Raw genomic sequence first — 18,334 nt, 5'->3', positions numbered from 1 at the left:
GCGCAAGCATCTGAACGAATTGCCCTGGTACATCATGATTGGCCCGCCGGGTGCGGGCAAGACGACCGCCATCGTCAATTCCGGCCTGCAATTCCCGTTGGCGGACGAGATGGGCAAAAAGGCCATCGGAGGGGTCGGAGGCACCCGTAACTGCGACTGGTGGTTCACCAACAGCGCCGTTCTTATCGACACGGCCGGGCGCTATACCACCCAGGAAAGCGACGCGCAGATCGACAATGCGGGTTGGCTTGGCTTTCTCGGCCTGCTCAAGAAATTCCGCAAGCGCCAGCCGATCAACGGGGCCATTATCGCCATCAGCCTCAGCGATCTGGCCCTTCAGGACGAGATCACCCAAAAGGGACACGCCGCCGCTGTGCGCGCGCGTCTGACCGAACTTCGCGACAAGCTGGGTGTGCGGTTTCCGGTATACGTGCTGTTCACCAAGGCCGACCTGATCGCCGGCTTTACGGAATTCCATGACAACCTCGGCAAGGAAGACCGCGAGCAGGTCTGGGGGTTCACCCTGCCGCTGGAACAGGGCAAGGCCGAAGCCTCGCCCGTGGCGGCCTTTGACACCGAATTCGCCGCGCTGCTGGAGCGGCTCAACATGCAATCGCTGGAACGGATGCAGGCGGAAACCGATCCGCAGCGGCGGACCCTGGTTGCCGGATTCCCGTCGCAGGTGGCATCCATGCGCAGCGTGGCCAAGGCGTTCCTGACCGAGGTGTTCCAGGAAAATCGCTACCAGCATCGCCAGATGCTGCGCGGCGTCTATTTCACCTCGGGCACGCAGGAAGGCACGCCCATCGACCGGCTAATGCTGAGCATGGCGCGCACATTCGGAATTGGCCGTCAGGCCATCGGTACGGGTCAGGGTTCGGGTCGGTCCTATTTCCTGACGCGGCTCTTTGAACAGGTGATCTTCCCCGAAGCCGGTCTTGTGTCGGCGGATGACAAGGTCGAACGGCGCTACAAGATCACCAAATGGGCCGCCATCATCGCGACGATCATGGTCGCCGCCGGGGCAGGGGCGCTGCTTGTGCGGTCGTTCCAGGGCAACAGCGAGCTGATCGCACAGGCCAACGCGCATGTCGGAGAATATTCGCAGGCCGCGTCCGTCCTTCCGGGCAGTCCGATTGGGGACACCGATCTCGTTCCGGTCGTGCAGGCGCTCAACGTGCTCCGCGACATGCCCGCGAACCCGACCATTTCCGATCCGGAACCCGACAGCCGCCTGACCTACGGCCTGTACCAGGGAGAGGTGATCGGATCACAGGCGGCCCAGACCTATCGCCGGGCTCTGAACCAACGGCTGCTGCCACGGCTTCTGCTCCGGCTGGAAGAGCAGATCAGCGGGAACATGAACAACCCTGATCTGCTCTACGAAGCACTCAAGATCTACCTGATGCTCGGCCTCCAGGGGCCGATGAATCAGGATCTTGTGCATGAATGGATGCTGCTGGATTGGGAACTGTCTTTCCCCGGTCCCACGCGCGAAGAGTTCCGTCAGGACCTCGAAATCCACCTCAATGCGCTCTTGGATCAGCCGATGCAGCAGATCGAACTGAATGGTCCTCTGATCGAACAGGTGCAGACACTTCTGTCGGAAATGCCGCTGGCGCAACGGGTCTACAATGGCATCATCAACAGCCCGGCAGCGGTTGCATTGCCGACGTGGCGCATCACCGATGCCGGCGGTCCTGCCGTCTCGCGGGTTCTTGTGCGCTCGTCCGGAAAGCCGCTGACGGATGGTGTGGATGGCATCTTCACCTATGACGGGTTCAACAACGTTTTCCTCGGCGAGGCGCTGGGCGTTGCCGCCCGCATCCAGCGGGAAAGCTGGGTACTTGGCCCGCGCGGAGAGGCCGAACAGACAGAGCAGGCACTGGCTGCGCTGAGCCGCGACGTGCTCGATCTCTATTACAACGATTTCATCGCTCAGTATGATGCCGTTCTTGGGGATATCGACATCATTCCGCTGGAATCGCTGAGCCATGCGGTCGAAGTGACCAATGTGCTGTCCGGGCCGACATCGCCCATCGTCAACATCCTCGAGGCGATTTCCGACGAGACCAAGCTGACCGAGGATCGGGGCGGCAATGGCGCTGCCGATCTGGCGAGCGACGTGGGTGCGATTGCGCAGGACGATGTCACGCGGAGCCAAGGGTATCGCACGCGCCTGTTGCTCGAGGCGCTGGCGCAATCGGCGGCGGCCTCGGGGGCTCCGCAGCCGCAACCGCCGGGGGCCTATGTGGTCGACCGCTTCACCTGGCTGCATCAGTTGACCACGCCACCGGAGCCCGGCTTGCCCTCGCAGCTCGATGAACTGATCGGCCTTCTGACCGAGCTCTATCAGGAGCTCAACAAGATGAGCTTTTCCGGCTCGACCACCAGCAGCGAAGGTGGTGCCGCGATCCAGCGGTTCCAGGAGGCTGCCGCGCGAGCGGATGGCCCGCTTGAACGGTGGGCCACCCAGATCGCTTCGGGGTCTTCGGGGATCACGTCGGACAACACCCGCACGGGCATCAACGCCCGCTGGCAGGCGAACATCCTGCCCTTCTGCGAACAAGCGCTGAGTGATCGCTATCCGTTCAACCGCCGCGCGCAGGCCGATGTGGCGGTTGCCGATTTCCAGCGCCTGTTCGGCCCCGCGGGTCTGATCGACAGTTTCGTCAATGAGAACCTGATCCAATACATCGACACCCGCACGCGGCCCTGGTCGTGGAAACAGGTGAACGATGTCGACCTCGGGATCAGCCCGGCGGTTCTGCAACAGCTGCAATATGCGGCCGAGATCCGGGAAGCATTCTTTGCGGCGGGCGGAGCGCCGAACATCCAGTTCCAGATGATGCCTCAGGCGCTCGACCCCAAAGCCGAGTCCGTATTGCTTGAGGTGCATGGCAAACAGGTGCCTTTCGCGCATCGCGGCGGTGCTCCGACCCCGGTGGCGCTCGACTGGCCTGGTGGTGTCGGCCTTGCGCGGATCACGTTCGAACCAGCCGCGGCGAATGTCGAAAGCGTGCTGCAGAAGGACGGTCCGTGGGCATGGTTCCGGCTGCTGGACGCGGCAGAGGTCCGGCGCACCAATGTATCGGATCGCAATCGCGTGATCTTCAACGTGGGAGGACGGATCTCGATCTTCCAGCTGCAGGCCGGATCGGTCCTGAACCCCTTTGCGCTGCCGGCGCTTTCGAAGTTCAGCTGCCCGAAAACGTTCTGATGACGGATGTGACGTTCGGCGCTTTCGGAAAAATCCCCTCTGTTGGGGATTTTTTCAGGATCAACGCACCTCCGGGGTTTGCATCGGTCTGGGACGAATGGCTGCAACGCTGCCTTGTCTCGGGCGCTCATGCCTATGGCGCAGGCTGGGACGCGCTTTATATGTCCGTCCCGATCTGGCGCTTCTGCCTGACGGCAGGCGTTGCGGGGCAGGGCGCTATCATGGGGGTGCTCATGCCCTCGGTCGATCGGGTCGGGCGGCGCTTTCCGTTGACCCTGATGGGGCCGCTTCCCGACGGCTCGGACGTCCTCAAGACGCATCTTTCCGACGAAACCACCTTCGACGCGCTTGAAACCATCGCCCTTTCGGTTCTGGACGATGACATCAGCAAGGATGCCCTGGCCGACAAGTTGTCCGGCGTGCAAAGATCGGAACCCGACCAGAGCGCTGTCTGTCGCGTGGTGCCGGGAAGCGCGGTCGCGCGGTCCGGGGGCAGTATGCAGGACATGCAGATCGGCATGGCCGCCGCTCTGCTGTCGCGGTCCTTTCAAGCCCCCACGATCTGGAGCACCCTGATGGAAGGTGACAGCCGCCTGATGGTTTGTGAAGGTTTACCGGACGGCCCGAACATGCAAGGTTTGTTCGATCTGGACGCTGATCTTTGGAAAGAAGGCAATTTATGAATGTTGTTGCCCCACGGGTCCGCTACAACGCCCGCAGCCATGTGGGTCTGAAGCGCAAGGTGAATGAAGACTCGGTTCTGGCATTGCCAGAGCAGAACATCTGGGTTGTCTCGGACGGTATGGGGGGGCACGAAGCCGGCGATTATGCCAGCCGTCTGATCACCGACATGATCGCCACGATCGAACCGGACCTGTCTGCCACCGACCGGATGCATGCCCTGCGCCACGCCATCCAGAAGGCCCACAGCGTGATCCGCGCCGAAGCGGCGGCGCGCGGGGTTGCGACCATCGGAGCCACGGTTGCCAGCCTCATGCTTGCCAATGGGCATTTCGTTGGCATCTGGGCCGGGGACAGCCGCATTTACCGCCTGCACGATGGCGAAATCCAGATGCTCACAGCAGATCATTCGCTTGTGGCCACGCTGGTCGAGTCCGGCCAGATGACCTGGGACGAAGCAGAGCATCACCCACAATCGAACGCCATCACCCGTGCCGTCGGTGTCGGGGACGAACTTGAACTCGACAAGGTGCGGGGCACGGTTGAACCGGGGGACCGGTTTCTGGTGTGTTCTGATGGCCTGACCAAATACGCCACGTTCAAGATGATCGAAGACGTGATGCGGGCCGAACCGCTCGAGACGGTGGTCGATCGGCTGTTGCAGATCGCCCTCGACGGCGGCGGTGCAGACAATATCTCGGTGATCGTCGTCGACGTCACCTGACCAGCGCGGTGTGCGTCGTCAGCGCGGCAGTGTCTCCAGGATCTGGCTGTCGAGAGAAAAGATGCGCGCGGACATGTTCCGGTCATCGCCCAGAAGCGCCTCCGAATAGCTGGACGCGGATTCGCTGGTCGGGCGCATTTCGTTGAACAGAGGCGCGCTCGAGTGGATCACGAGGATCTTGTTCTTGCCGAGGTTTGAATCGTCGACCCGGAAGGCAAGACCGCCATTCTGCTGAAACTCCTGAATGGAATAGGCCACTCGGATCGAAAACGGCCCATCGACCCCGTCGCGGAGCCCCTGCACCGAATTGTCCGGGCGGTTGAGGTTCGGCAATAGGTGGTAGACGCTTCCCGACACGTCGAGCACCGACACGGTCAGGAAGCCGTCAGTGACATCGCCGGGAATGTCCACGTCGATCACCGGGTTTTCGCCGACGATGAATTCGCCGGTCGGGTTCGGGTTGTTGTCCTGATCGCCCTGATAGAACGACACGTCGATGGCGCTGGATGGGGCCGACGGCAGGACGCTCTCGATCAGGCAGAGCGTCGCGTTGAGCAGATCGACATCCACGCTCACCGGGCGCGATCCCGCCACCGCCGACAGAGCGGTCGTCAGGGCGGCGCGGCTTTCCTCGCTCGACATGATGCCGCCCACAACAATCGGACTTTCCGGCCCGTATCCGGCAATGGGGCGATTGACGAGGCTCAGAGGTCCGCAATCTGCAAAGGTGTTCAGGATCGGATCGAGCTTTTCCGGGGCGAGAATGATCTCTTCCAGGGTCAGCGCAGGTTCACCGTTCAGTGCGCCCATGGCGCCTGCATCAAAGGCAGCCTGTACGGCATCATAGACCGGGCGGCTGGTGGTCGATCCTTCGACCTCGGCGGCGTTTCCGGACAGGGACACGCGCCAGGCGTCCATCTCGTCGATGGCATCGACCACCGCCAGAACATCCTGCCCCCAGCTTTCGGCGATCGTTCCGGTGGCCAGTGTCAGATCGAACGTTCCGTTCTGCTGCTGCATCTGTTCGCGCAGGGCCGAGGCGACCTCCTCGGCGGGTACGAAGCCAACGGCGCGGGGAGGCGCGTCCTTGGCCTTGGCAATCGACAGGCGGTACGGGTCCGCAACCGGCAGGCTGGGTTCCGAGGAAAAGAGCCCCATGGCAAAGGCCCCGGCAATTCCTGCCACCACGACCCCACCGATGGCGATGGGAAGGACCAGACCGCCCTTCTTGGCATCGGTCTTTGCCGGTTTCGGCGCTGGTTTTGAAGCCGGCTCGGCTTGCGGAGGAACAGGTGTCGCGGTGACGGGCGCGCGCTGTTCTGCCGCCGCTTTTGCCGCCGCGTTCAGTGGTGCGATCACCGTGGCGTCCGACAGCGGCTCGTTTTCCGGCGCATCGAACGGCTCGCCAGCCAGTGCGTCGAGCACGGCTGCCGCGCTCTGGAACCGGTCATCCGGATTGGGCTGGGTCATCTTGTCGAGGATCGACTTCAGCGGTTCGGGCACTCCATCGGTATCAAGCGGTTCCGCCTTCTTCTGAACCACTTCCATCGGGTTCTTGCCGATATCGGGTGACTTGCCCCGGAAATTGGCCAGCAGCGATGCCCCCAGCGAATAGATGTCGGTACGGGCATCGGTTTTGCCAGCCAGCTGTTCAGGCGCGGCATAGGCGTATTTCCCGGCGAATTCATTGCCGACAATGGTTTCCGCACCGGGATTGGTGTCCTTGGCGATCCCGAAGTCGATGATGACGGCCTGCGCCGGATCGTCATGACGAAGAAGGATGTTGTCGGGCGACAGATCGCGGTGGTAGATATTGCGCTCGTGCGCGGCCTGCAGCCCTTCGCAGACGCGTTTGCAGATCACCAGAAGGTCATCCGCCGACATCGGTCCCTGTTTGAGCTTCTTATCCATGCCCGGCCCATCGACATAGTCGATCAGCAGGTAGACATGCCCGTCCGCCGTCCGGTGATTTTCGGAATAGCGCACGATGGCGTCATGCCGGATCTCGCGCATCGCCTCTTCCCGGGTGAGAAGCAGCAGATAATCCTCGTTGGTCGAAAACTCGGACTTGAGCACCTTGAGCGCGACGAGCCGCCCCGAGATTTCGGACCGTGCGCGATACACGTCCGACGTGCCCCCGCGGCCCAGAATGGCTTCGACGCGGTAGGTGTTATTCACCAGGTCGCCAGGTTGAAACAGGTCTCCTGGACGGCTGTCTGTCATAATGTCTCCGGTTTCAGAAGGTGACCGAAGTCATTACCCAAGCGCTTGGAACTCAACACGTCGGTTTTCGTCGGCACGCGGATCGTCCGGATTGAACGGTGCGCTTTCGCCCATGCCGATGGCTTCCAGCCGATCTTCGGCAATTCCGCATTCGCTGACGAGATGACGCTTGACCTCTTTTGCACGCAGTAGCGACAGGTTCTCGTTGTAGGAGGCAGATCCGGAACTATCGGTGTGACCGACAATCTGGAAAAGCTGCACATCCACCGATTTCATCACGTCGCACAGCGTGGCCAGTTGCGGCTTCTGGTCGTCCCGCAGCGTGGCGCTGTCGAAATCGAACTTGATCTTGATGTTCACCTGATCGGCCCGGTCCACCTCGTTATAGGTGGTCGCTGCCGTCGTGACGGTGGTCGAACTGTCGGTTGCGGCAGCGGCTGGCGCCGAGTTGTCTGACGGAACCAGCACAAGCCCGCGGGTTTTCTGCTTTTCGAATGCCTGCTTGATCTCTTCGGCAGTCATGGCCGAGCCGTCGGACGATTGAGCAGCGGCGTGCTGTGCTGCTCCGAAAGACAGAGTGATCGCAAGGGTGAGGGCGGTAGCAATTCGAATGGTCGACATAGCAATACATGTCCTCGAATGAAATCAGTTTCCGCTTAGAACTCTAGCTTAGCTCTCCCCCACCGGCAATGACTTTGACATGAAGTTTAAGTATTCCACCGGGAGGGGAGCCATTGTAGCCACATCTGAGTGGTGCCTGCTGGATCATGGACGCAAAGGATCAGGTTTGGCTTGGACTGAAAGCCAGAATCCGGTTTAACTGCCCTCAGGTTATTCGATCGGGAATTTTCTTTCATGCGCCTGCTTCCGGCGATTTTGCTGAGTATCGCAATTCTCCTCGCGCCGATCATCTGGATCTTCGTCCCCCGACTGATGTCCGGGGGTGAGGAAGGGTTTGCGGGCACCGCCATCGACTCCGGTGCGCGGATCGAGATCGAAATGCTGAGCCAGCAGGTCGAGGATCTGCAGATCCGGCTCGACGAGATGACACAGGAAATGTCCCGGCTGGCGGCCGCCGCATCGCGTGCGCCCACTGCGCCGATGCCGAACCAGCAGCTTGCACCTCTTCCCGGGGACACGGGCTCGACCGTCTTTCAGCAGAATGGCCAGAACGACATCATCGACGCCTACGCTCAGGTCGTGCTGATCGCAAATCGGCGCGAGGTCAACGATGGTCTGACGATTGCCGGCCCGTCCTATCTCACCCGTGTCTTCGGCCCGCCCCGAGAGGTGATGTCCGACGAATGTGAGGAGATGACCAATCCCCGGCTGGCCAGCAAGCTCGTGCTCGAAGACGTGGGTCCGATCCGCGTGCGGATGCTCAAGCCCGCTGCCGATTCCCTGCGCCGCGTGTTCGAAGAGGTGCGGGTCACAGACCCTGATCTCTATGCGCGCATCAACACGGCGGGATCGCTTTGTGTGCGTCAGATCCGCGGCACACGCGGCCGGGCTTCGACACACGCCTTTGGCCTTGCTGTCGATCTGAACATCGACGGTGTGCTGGATACGCTGGGCGATGGCAGGACCCAGTTGGGCCTGACCATCCTTGCTGATTTCTTCAAGGAAGAGGGGTGGGTCTGGGGCGCGTCCTGGGGCCGCGAAGACAGCATGCACTTCGAGGTCAGCCGCCAGAAGCTGGACGAGTGGATCAACGCGGGTGCGCTCTGAGCCCGTCCGTTCCGACCGATTGCGAACCCATCTTTCAAGTGGCAAACCCCACGTCGGCTGTGCAATCTGCGCACAAAGATGTCCGAGGGAGGGGTATCCATGACAGACACGAAGACCGCACTTGTGATTTCAGCCCATGCCGCCGATTTCGTCTGGCGCTGCGGCGGAGCCATCGCACTGCATCAGAAACTGGGCTACGAGGTGACAGTGGCCTGCCTGTCCTATGGGGAACGGGGTGAAAGCGCCCGCCTCTGGAAAGACGGCAAGACCCTTGAAGAGGTCAAGGCGATCCGCCGCACCGAGGCGGAAAACGCCGCCAAAGCTCTGAACGTGCACGACATCCAGTTTTTTGATCTTGGCGATTATCCCTTGGTCGTCGACCACGACAGCAAGATGAAACTCGTTGATCTGATCCGCGCCGTGCAGCCGAAATTCATGCTCAGTCATTCGACATACGACCCTTACAACACCGATCACATGTATACGAGCCAGCTGGCGCTCGAGGTGCGGATGATCGCGCAGGCCTGGGGTCACAACCCCGGCGAAAAGGTGCTGGGCGCGCCGCAGCTTTACCTGTTCGAGCCGCATCAGACCGAACAGATGGGCTGGAAACCGGACACCTTCCTCGACATCACCGAGGTCTGGGATCAGAAGCGGGCCGCCATCGAATGTATGGAAGGCCAGCATCACCTCTGGGACTACTACACCAACGTGGCCGAGAACCGGGGCAACCATTTCCGCCGCAATTCGGGGGGACAGGCAGGCGGGCGCCCGGCGAAATATGCCGAAGGTTTCCAGTCGATCTTCCCGCGCACGGTGGACGAACTGTGATCGGGGTCGTCGTTCAGAACATCGACCGGGCCGATCCAGAGGTGATCGACGGTCTGGCCGCCTGTGGCGTCGCCACCGTGCACGAGGCGCAGGGACGCACGGGACTGCTCGCGTCCTACATTCGCCCGATCTATCGCGGTGCTGCGATTGGCGGCTCGGCCGTCACGATCCTCGCCCCACCTGCCGACAACTGGATGCTGCATGTCGCGATCGAACAGATCAAACCGGGCGATGTGCTGGTTCTGGCGACGACCTCGCCGTCCGATGCCGGCTATTTCGGAGACCTGCTTGCCACCTCGGCACAGGCGCGGGGGTGTCGCGGGTTGATCATCGACGCGGGCGTGCGGGATGTGGTGGACTTGGAAAAGATGGGTTTCCCGGTCTGGTCCAAGGCCATCTGCGCGCAAGGCACGATCAAGGAATCGCTGGGGTCTGTGAATGTGCCTGTCGTCTGCGCCGGGGCATCTGTCGATCCCGGTGACGTGATCGTGGCCGATGACGATGGGGTCTGTGTCGTCAAGCGCACGGAAGCGGCGGATGTGCTCGAACGGGCGCAGGCGCGCATCGCCAATGAAGAGGCCAAACGCACGCGGCTGGCATCTGGTGAACTCGGCCTCGACATGTACAAGATGCGCGAACGTTTGGCCGAAAAGGGCCTGCGCTATGTCTGAAGGTGTCCGCTGTATGTGGATGCGCGGCGGGACATCCAAAGGCGGGTACTTCCTTGTCGAAGACCTGCCCGCCGACCGCGACGCGTTCCTGCTGCGCGTCATGGGAAGCCCCGATGCCCGCCAGATCGACGGCATGGGCGGGGCCGATCCGCTGACCTCCAAGGTGGCGGTGGTGAAACGGTCGGACCGCCCCGGTGTGGATGTGGACTACCTTTTCCTGCAGGTCACGGTGGACCAAGCACTGGTCTCGGACGGCCAGAATTGCGGCAACATCCTTGCCGGCGTTGCGCCCTTTGCCATTGAACGCGGGCTGGTCCAGGGGCAGGACGGCCAGACCCGCGTGGCGATCTATATGGAAAACACCGGCCAGACCGCGATTGCGACGGTCCAGACCCCCAGCGGCGTTCCCACATACGACGGCGATGCCTCCATCGACGGGGTGCCCGGCACGGCGGCGGCGATCCCGCTGGAATTCGTCGGCACCGCCGGTTCGACCTGCGGCGCGCTGCTGCCCACGGGGAACACCCGCGACACGGTTGAGGGCACCGAGGTCACGATGATCGACAATGGGATGCCGGTCGTCCTCTTGCGTGCGGCGGATTTGGGGATCACCGGGACCGAGACCCGCGATGCACTTGAAACCAAAGAGGCCCTGAAAGCGCGGCTGGAAGCCATCCGTCTGGCCTGTGGGCCGTTGATGAACCTCGGAGATGTTGCCGCCAAGACCGTGCCCAAGATGACTCTGGTCAGCGCCCCGCATCAGGGCGGCGTGATTGCCACCCGTACCTTCATCCCGCATCGCTGTCATGCCTCCATCGGCGTTCTGGGCGCAGTCAGCGTCGCGACCGCGTGTCTCTTGCCCGGGGCTGTGACCGAAGGACTGGCTCGGGTCCCGGACGGGGCCGAAAAACGTATGCCCATCGAACATCCCAGCGGCGAGACCAGCATTATCGCGCAGGTCTCGGATTCAGGCGACGTGACATCCGCCGCCGTTCTGCGCACCGCGCGCAAGCTGATGGATGGTGTGGTTTTCGCCTGACTACCGCTCGCCGCGTCGATAGGGGGCCATCAGCGCCTCCGGAACCTCGGCCCGGCGGGCGACAAGGATCAGCGCAACGATGGACAGCACATAGGGCGCCATCAGGAACAACTGGTACGGCACGCCTTCCACTACCGTTTGAAGGCGCAACTGGTAGGCGTCGAAGAACGCGAACAGCAGCGCCCCGATCAGCGCCTTGCCCGGTCGCCAGGAGGCGAACACCACGAGCGCAATGCAGATCCACCCGCGCCCCTGTACCATTTCCGGGAAGAACGAATTGAACGCCGCCGTGGTCAGGAATGCCCCGCCAAGACCCATCAAGGCCGACCCCGCGACAATCGCCCCGATGCGCAGCGCGTTGGGGTTCAACCCTTGCGCCTCGACCGCATGGGGGTTCTCGCCCGTCATGCGGATCGCCAGCCCCAAAGGCGTCCGCGTCAGCACATAGGCCAGCACCACAACGGACATCAGTGCGAGGTAAGTCGGAGCAGTCTGGCTGAACAGGATCGGGCCGAGGACCGGGATGTCCGAAAGACCCGGAATATCCAGCGGCTTGAACGGCAAAATGGTCGGCGGGGTTTCCCCCACCTGCACGATCAACCGGTAAAGATAATAGGCCAAAGCCGACGCAAAGAGCGTGATCCCAAGCCCGGACACATGCTGTGACAGACCCAGCGGCACCGTCAGTCCCGCATGGAGAAGCCCCATCAACCCACCGCTTGCCGCCGCGATGACCAGCCCCATCCACAGGTCGCCGCCCAGATACACGGTCAGCCATCCGGCCATCGCACCCATCGTCATGATCCCCTCGATCCCGAGGTTCAGAACTCCGGCACGTTCACACAGCAGCGCGCCCAGAACGCCAAAGATCAGCGGCGTAGCGATCCGCAAAACAGCGGCCCAGAGGCTTGTATTGGTCAAAAGCTCCAGTGCTTCGATCATCGGCGCAGCCTGTAGGTTGTGAAGAGAAGGGCGACCAACATGGTCAAGAGCGATAGCGCGACGATCACATCCGCGATGAAGCTCGGCACGCCGGTCGCGCGGCTGATCGCGTCGGCTCCGACAAACACGGTCGCCACAAAGATCGCCGCTGCGACCACGCCTGCCGGATGAAGGGCGGCCAGCATCGCAACCACGATCCCGGCATAGCCGAAACCCGGCGACATGGTGGTGGTCACCCCTCCAGTGACGCCCATCACCTCGACGGCGCCCGCAAGCCCGGCCAACGCGCCCGAGACAAGCGCGACTCCCATGATCGTGCGCGGCAATGAGATGCCCGCAAACGCTGCCGCGCGGGCGTTCAGGCCTGCGGCACGGGTTTCCACGCCGAAAACGGTGCGCGTCAGCACCAGCCAGACTACGCCCGCCGCCGCGATGGCGAACAGAAGGCCGATATGCAGCCGAGTGCGCGGCACCAGATCGGGCAGGCGGTAGTCGCCGTCCACAGGAACCGATTGCGGCCAGCCAAAGGCCAGCGGGTCACGGAGGGGGCCTTCGATCATCAGGCCCACAAACAGGATCACGATGAAATTGAGCAGGAGCGTCGTAACCACCTCATCAACCCCGAACCGCAATCTCAGAAAAGCCGGACCGGCCAGCAACAGAGCGCCAGCCGCCATACCGCAGACCATCAGAACGGCAATGCCAAGCGGGCCGGGCAGGCCCAGCGAATGCCCGATCCAGGCGGTGGTCAGCGCCCCGACATAGAACTGCCCCTCACCGCCGATGTTCCAGAGCCGCGCGCGGAACGCGACCGCCGCCGCCAGTCCAGTCAGGATCAGCGGCGTCGCGCGAGTCAGCATCTCGGTGATCGACAGCCGCGATCCCAAGGCCCCGCGCAGCATCTCGGCGTAGGCGCTGAGCGGGTTCACCCCAGCCGCGCCTATCAGGCCGGCCGCCAGCACCAGTGCCGCGAAGATCGCCACCAAGGGCGCGGTCGCGACCAAAGCCAGAGGCACGGTCTCGCGTCGTTCAAGCCGCATCGCTGTCCTCCCACACGCCTGCCATCATCAGGCCCAGCTTTCGGGAATCCGCCTCACCCGCCATGACGGGTTGCGACAGCCGCCCTTTCACGATGGCCTGAATGCGGTCCGACAGTTGCACCGCTTCCTCCAGTTCTTCCGAGATCAGAAGGATCGCCGCGCCTTTGGCCCGTGCGGCCAGCAACTCCGCATGAACCGCCGCAATCGCCCCCTCGTCGAGACCGCGTGTCGGCTGGTTGGCCAGCAGGAACCGCGGCCCGGTGGCAAGGCAGCGCCCAAGGATCAGCTTTTGCATGTTCCCGCCCGACAGGAGTCGGATGCGCGTATCCGGATTGGCTCCGCGCACATCAAAGCGCTTGATCAGGTCGGCAGCATGCGCCCGCGCAGCAGCTCGCCTGACGAACCCGGATTTCGAGAACTCCGCACTCCGCAACCGCTCCAGCACCGCGTTTTCCCAAACGGTCATCTCGCCGACAGCGCCTTCGGCATGGCGGTCCTCGGGCACCCGCGCGGCGCCGGCCCGGATCAATCCGCGCGGGCCAAGCTGGCCAGCATCGGCCCCGTCCAGCGTCAGCGTCCCCGCACTGGGATGCATCAGCCCGGAGAGGAGGGCGCCAAGCGCGCCTTGCCCATTGCCCGACACGCCGACAATGCCGAGGATTTCACCCGCGTGCACCGTGAAGGACACATCGTCCAGCTTCGTATCCCCGTCATCCATGACGGTCACGCGGTCTGCCACCAGAACGGGTGCACCGATGCTCTGCTCCTCGCGCACGGGTCGCTCCACCCGGCGGCCGACCATCAGTTCCGCCAGTTCGGCGGGCGAGGTCTGTGCCGTCTTGCGCTCCGCCACCATCCTGCCGCCGCGCAACACCGCCACGCGGTCGGATGCTGCCATCACTTCGTGCAGTTTGTGGCTGATGAAGATCAGCGACAACCCGTCTTTCGTCATGCCGCGCAGAGTTTCGAACAGGCGTTCCGCCTCGGGCCGGGCCAGAACGGCGGTTGGCTCATCGAGGATAAGGATACGTGCATCGCGGTAGAGCGCCTTGAGGATTTCGATGCGTTGCCGCTCGCCAACCGACAGACGCGACACCTTGCTGTCAGGGTTGACCGGCAGACCGAACCGCTCGGAAATCGCCATCAACTTCTTGCGGGCTGCGCCCGTGTCCGACCGCAACCGCCCTAACGGTTCCGACCCAAGCATCACGTTCTCCAGAACGGTCAGGTTGCCTGCCAGCGTGAAATGCTGGTGCACCATGCCAACCCCTGCGGCAATCGCTGCACGCGGCTTGCCGGGGGGCAGGGTTTCGCCAAAGACGCGGACCTCACCTTCGTCAGCCTCGTAATGCCCAAAGAGGATGTTCATCAGGGTCGTCTTGCCCGCTCCGTTCTCCCCCAGAAGCGCAAGGATTTCACCTTCGGCCAGCGACAGCGAAACGTTCTCGTTCGCCGTCAGTGCGCCGAACCGTTTGGTGATGTTGGAGAGTTCAAGAACGGCGGTCATATCGGCAGTCCGGCGATGGGGTGCGGGAAGGGAATGTCGACAAGATGCGCAAGACAGGCGGCCAGCGCCAGCAGGTCTGCGTCTTTTCCCAGTGGTGCAAGAAGTTGCGCGCCGATAGGCAGAACATTTCGAAACCCCGCCGGAAAGGCCAGCGCGGGCAACCCAGCGACATTTGCCAGCGTTGCCATCGGCGCGATCTCGGCCATCCGGGCAAAACGGGCCTTGGGCGATGTCTCCTCGTCCGGGAAGCTGCCGATCCTGGGCGGTGGGCCTGACAGAACGGGCATCAGGATGGCATCGACATCTTCGAACAACGCTTCAGAATCATGGCTCAAGCGCGCCACGTCGCGGGTCAGGCCGAAGACCTCGGTGCCGGTCATGGCCCGCCCTTCCGCTGCGATGGCCGCCGCGATGGGTGTGATGTCCGGCTCTTTGAGATCCACAGCATCCACCCATTCCGCCAGAGAGACCGTCAGGATGGCGCGGGCAACCCGATCGCATTCGGCGGCCAGTTCGGAGGGTGGCGCAATGTCGGTCACGACATGCCCCTGCGCCGTCAACGTGTCGGCGGTATTGCGCAGCGTTGCCGCTGTCTCTTCCGACGCGCCGGGCGGCAGGCAAAGGCCAATGCGTTTCGGCTCAGACGCCGCGACGGGCGAAATCCCCGACACCGCATGAAACACCGTCGCCACATCCCGCAGGCTGCGGGCAACGACCAGTTCCGATGCGATCCCCATCAGGTGATTGCCGAAATCCGGGCCTTCCGGGACCACCCCGCGCGAAGGCTTCAAGCCCCAAAGCCCGCAACACGCCGCAGGCACACGGATCGACCCGGCCGCGTCTGTGGCATGAGCAATGGCAACGATCCCGGTTGCCACGGCCAAGGCTGCGCCACCCGACGAACCTCCCGCAGATAGCGCGGGATTGAACGGGTTGACTGCGGGCGGTGTCCCGCGTGGTTCGGTGATCAGGGCAAGTCCGAATTCGGGAACGGAGGTCAGACCAAACGGAACCAAACCCGCCGCGCGGAAGGCCGCAAAGATTGCGCTGTCCTCGGTTGGGTCAGGCAACCGGTCACGCAGAGCAGGCACGCCAGCAGCGATCCCCAACCCACGTGCTGACGAACCGAGGTCCTTGCCCAGAAACGGGACGCCCGAAAATGGCCCCTGCACGGGTGCATCTGCCAAGGCCAAAGCGTCAGCCTCCGGCAAGACCCGCGCTACCGCACCGGGAACCTCGCGCATGCGCGCAAGGCTCGCCGCCATCACATCGCAGGCAGTCACCCGCCCGTCAGCAATGGCGGCAGCAAGGGCCGTCGCGTCCGTCATGGACGATCAGGCAGGCTCGTTCGCGTCGATTGGCACCTCGAATTCGCCCGCCTGAATGGCGGCGCGTTTCGCTTCCATTGCAGGCACGGCGTCAGCCGGAACCATGCTGTCGACATAGATCAACTCGTTGCCGCCATACTTCATGAAGGAAAACTCGGTGTAGTCCTTGCCCACCGGGTTGCCCGCGGTCACATCGGCCACAATGGCCTCAATCGTCGGGCCATAGTTCCAAATCGCGTTGGCGAACACGGTTTCCGGGTAACGCGGCGTGTAGTCGATGAGCGACCCAATCGCCTTGACGCCACGCGCCTGCGCGCCATCCGCCGTGCCGATGCGTTCACCGAACAGAACATCCGCGCCGGAATCGATCTGCGCAATCGCCGCTTCCTGCGCGCGCGCCGGGTCGAACCACGCTCCGATAAAGCCGTTCAGGAACGTCGCATCGGCGTTCACCTCTTTCACACCCATGCGGAACGCGTTGATGAGCAGGTTCACCTCGGGGATGGGGTAGCCGCCGACCGACCCGAAAACATTGCTTTCGGACATCTTGCCCGCGAGCATTCCGGCCAGATAGGCGGCCTCGTGGTTGCGGGTGCCGAAGACACCAAAGTTGTCGCCTTCCGGCCCGCCGGACGATCCCATGAGGAACGCGGTTTCCGGATAATCCGCCGCGACCTCACGCGCCTCGCGCTCCACGGCATAGGACTCACCCCAGACCAGTTGCACACCGCTTTCCGCGTATTCCCGCATTGCGCGGGGATAGTCGGTCGCCGCGACACCTTCGGAGAACTCGTATTCGATCAGCCCGGATTCGGCCGCCTGCTGCATCGCCAGGTGAATCCGGCTGTTCCAAGCGTTCTCGACCGGCGAGGCATGGACACCGGCCACCTTCACGACAGTCTGCGCATTCACGCGGCGGATATAGGCGGGCAGGGCGAGCGTGGCGGCAGCGCCGACAAGCAGGCTTCGACGGGTTGTGGTCAGGGTCATGGCAGCATCCTCTGTGTTGGGTTTGGTTTATGTGTTTTGCGGCGGGGCATACTCCGCCGGGTTCACGCTGTCGGGCCGTCCCTCCAGCGAAAGCTGTGCAATGCGCGGTGCGGTGCGCGACAGAACCTTGCCGCCCTTGATCACCGCCAAACGTGTCGCCTTGAGGCGCACCGCCTCGATCGGGTCGCGGGCTTGCAGCAGGACCATGTTCGCCGGGCCACCCTCGCGCAGCGTCGGGTCGGGCAAACCCATCGCCGCCGCGCCGCCCATCGTGACCGAATGGAACGCCCATGCCATCGCCTCGCGCGAGGTCATGGGCACGGCATGCACGCCCATATGTGCCACTTCGAGCATGTCGGCCGAGCCCAGCGGATACCACGGGTCCATCGTACAATCCTGCCCGAAGGCCACGTTCACTCCCGCCGCTCGCAATTCCTGCACCCGGGTCAGACCCCGGCGGCGCGGATAGGTGTCAGAGCGTCCCTGCAGCGTGATGTTGATGAGCGGATTGGGAACCACGTTCATGCCTGACTCCGCGATCAGCGGGATCAGCTTGGAGGCGTAGTAATTGTCGTAGGAATGCATCGCGGTCACATGGCTCGCGACTACGCGCCCGCCCAGCCCAAGCCGCGTGGTTTCCGCCGCCAGAGTTTCCACATGGCGCGACATCGGATCATCGCTTTCGTCGCAATGCAGGTCTACGGGCAGTCCGCGATCTGCCGCGATCTCGCACAGGCGTTTGACCGACCGTGCCCCATCTTCCATCGTACGCTCAAAATGCGGGATGCCGCCGACCACGTCGACACCCATATCCAGCGCACGCAGCAGGTTTTCCTCAGCGCCCGCAGCACGGAACAACCCGTCCTGCGGAAACGCAACCAATTGCAGGTCGATATAGGGTGCAACGGTTTTGCGAACCTCAAGCAGCGCCTCAACCCCGGTCAGGGGGGCCGTGCTGACATCGACATGACTGCGGATCGACAAGAGACCCTGTGACACGGCCAGATCGCAATAGCGCAAGGCCCGTTCGACCACCGCCTCGACGGTCAGCATCGGCTTCAACTCGCCCCAAAGCGCGATGCCTTCCAAAAGCGTGCCTGACTGGTTCAGCCGGGGCAGACCAAGGCTCAGCGTTGCGTCCATGTGAAAATGCGGATCGACGAAGGGCGGCGACACAAGCTGCCCCTGGGCGTCGATCACCTCAGCCGCGTCGCCCGGAGTGTTCTGACCAATCGCGGCTATGGTGCCGTCCTTGATCGCGATGTTCACGGGGCCGCGCCCGTCCGGCAAAAATGCCTCTTTGATCAGCAGATCAAACATAGTCCCACCAGATAGAATCCCCGCACGATACGCGCAGTTCCACGTTTTCCCAAGCGTTTCTAAAAACTTGGGGGACGGAAAGCTTGAACG

General features: G+C 63.0%; 15 protein-coding genes. 7 read left to right on the top strand and 8 right to left on the bottom strand.

What is annotated here, in order from left to right; genetic code table 11:
* From tssM to MRY75_RS01570, 3 genes are all read left to right on the top strand, one after another.
* On the top strand, positions 1-3,220 hold a 3,220-nt coding region (gene tssM / locus MRY75_RS01580), incomplete at its 5' end, for a type VI secretion system membrane subunit TssM (protein ID WP_292305390.1).
* Positions 3,220-3,903, top strand: coding sequence for a type VI secretion system-associated protein TagF (gene tagF / locus MRY75_RS01575; RefSeq protein WP_292305389.1), 684 nt, complete (start codon positions 3,220-3,222; stop codon positions 3,901-3,903). The genes tssM and tagF, both read left to right, overlap by 1 nt.
* Positions 3,900-4,625, top strand: coding sequence for a protein phosphatase 2C domain-containing protein (locus MRY75_RS01570; protein ID WP_292305388.1), 726 nt, complete (start codon positions 3,900-3,902; stop codon positions 4,623-4,625). Before tagF ends, MRY75_RS01570 begins: the two co-directional genes overlap by 4 nt.
* An 18-nt stretch (positions 4,626-4,643) precedes the next feature.
* Here MRY75_RS01570 and MRY75_RS01565 read toward each other — a convergent pair whose 3' ends face one another.
* The gene (locus tag MRY75_RS01565; RefSeq protein ID WP_292305387.1) at positions 4,644-6,803 is read right to left on the bottom strand and encodes a serine/threonine protein kinase; all 2,160 of its coding nucleotides are present in this window, start codon (positions 6,801-6,803) and stop codon (positions 4,644-4,646) included.
* Positions 6,804-6,881: 78 nt separating this feature from the next.
* Positions 6,882-7,469, bottom strand: a complete 588-nt coding sequence (locus tag MRY75_RS01560; RefSeq protein ID WP_292305386.1) for an OmpA family protein — start codon at positions 7,467-7,469, stop codon at positions 6,882-6,884.
* Positions 7,470-7,703: 234 nt separating this feature from the next.
* Between MRY75_RS01560 and MRY75_RS01555 the strand changes: the two genes are divergently transcribed.
* The 4 genes from MRY75_RS01555 (at position 7,704) to MRY75_RS01540 (ending at position 11,117) form a co-directional block, all read left to right on the top strand.
* Positions 7,704-8,576, top strand: coding sequence for a M15 family metallopeptidase (locus MRY75_RS01555; protein ID WP_292305385.1), 873 nt, complete (start codon positions 7,704-7,706; stop codon positions 8,574-8,576).
* 99 nt (positions 8,577-8,675) lie between these two features.
* Complete coding sequence (locus MRY75_RS01550; protein WP_292305384.1) at positions 8,676-9,407, top strand: PIG-L deacetylase family protein; 732 nt, start codon at positions 8,676-8,678, stop codon at positions 9,405-9,407.
* On the top strand, positions 9,407-10,078 hold the full coding sequence (locus tag MRY75_RS01545) for a 4-carboxy-4-hydroxy-2-oxoadipate aldolase/oxaloacetate decarboxylase (protein ID WP_292305392.1): 672 nt from the start codon (positions 9,407-9,409) through the stop codon (positions 10,076-10,078). The genes MRY75_RS01550 and MRY75_RS01545 overlap by 1 nt, the downstream gene beginning before the upstream one ends.
* On the top strand, positions 10,071-11,117 hold the full coding sequence (locus MRY75_RS01540; protein WP_292305383.1) for a 4-oxalomesaconate tautomerase: 1,047 nt from the start codon (positions 10,071-10,073) through the stop codon (positions 11,115-11,117). The genes MRY75_RS01545 and MRY75_RS01540 overlap by 8 nt, the downstream gene beginning before the upstream one ends.
* Here MRY75_RS01540 and MRY75_RS01535 read toward each other — a convergent pair whose 3' ends face one another.
* From MRY75_RS01535 to MRY75_RS01510, 6 genes are read right to left on the bottom strand one after another with little or no spacing between them, the layout of a single operon-like run.
* Positions 11,118-12,059, bottom strand: a complete 942-nt coding sequence (locus MRY75_RS01535) for an ABC transporter permease (RefSeq protein WP_292305382.1) — start codon at positions 12,057-12,059, stop codon at positions 11,118-11,120.
* Positions 12,056-13,099: an ABC transporter permease gene (locus MRY75_RS01530; protein WP_292305381.1), complete on the bottom strand. Its 1,044-nt coding sequence runs from the start codon at positions 13,097-13,099 to the stop codon at positions 12,056-12,058. Before MRY75_RS01530 ends, MRY75_RS01535 begins: the two co-directional genes overlap by 4 nt.
* Positions 13,089-14,606, bottom strand: coding sequence for an ABC transporter ATP-binding protein (locus MRY75_RS01525; RefSeq protein WP_292305380.1), 1,518 nt, complete (start codon positions 14,604-14,606; stop codon positions 13,089-13,091). The genes MRY75_RS01530 and MRY75_RS01525 overlap by 11 nt, the downstream gene beginning before the upstream one ends.
* Positions 14,603-15,934, bottom strand: a complete 1,332-nt coding sequence (locus MRY75_RS01520) for an amidase (RefSeq protein WP_292305379.1) — start codon at positions 15,932-15,934, stop codon at positions 14,603-14,605. Before MRY75_RS01520 ends, MRY75_RS01525 begins: the two co-directional genes overlap by 4 nt.
* Before the next feature lie 6 nt (positions 15,935-15,940).
* Positions 15,941-16,924 (bottom strand): BMP family protein, encoded by a 984-nt coding sequence (locus MRY75_RS01515; protein ID WP_292305378.1) that lies wholly within the window; start codon positions 16,922-16,924, stop codon positions 15,941-15,943.
* Positions 16,925-16,951: 27 nt separating this feature from the next.
* Complete coding sequence (locus MRY75_RS01510; protein ID WP_292305377.1) at positions 16,952-18,244, bottom strand: amidohydrolase family protein; 1,293 nt, start codon at positions 18,242-18,244, stop codon at positions 16,952-16,954.
* Positions 18,245-18,334: the final 90 nt, after the last annotated feature.

Source organism: Marivita sp. (genome assembly GCF_022763305.1).
Classification (GTDB): domain Bacteria; phylum Pseudomonadota; class Alphaproteobacteria; order Rhodobacterales; family Rhodobacteraceae; genus Marivita.
The sequence above is the reverse complement of the archived record's forward strand: the minus strand, read 5'-3'. Positions and strand labels throughout refer to the sequence as shown.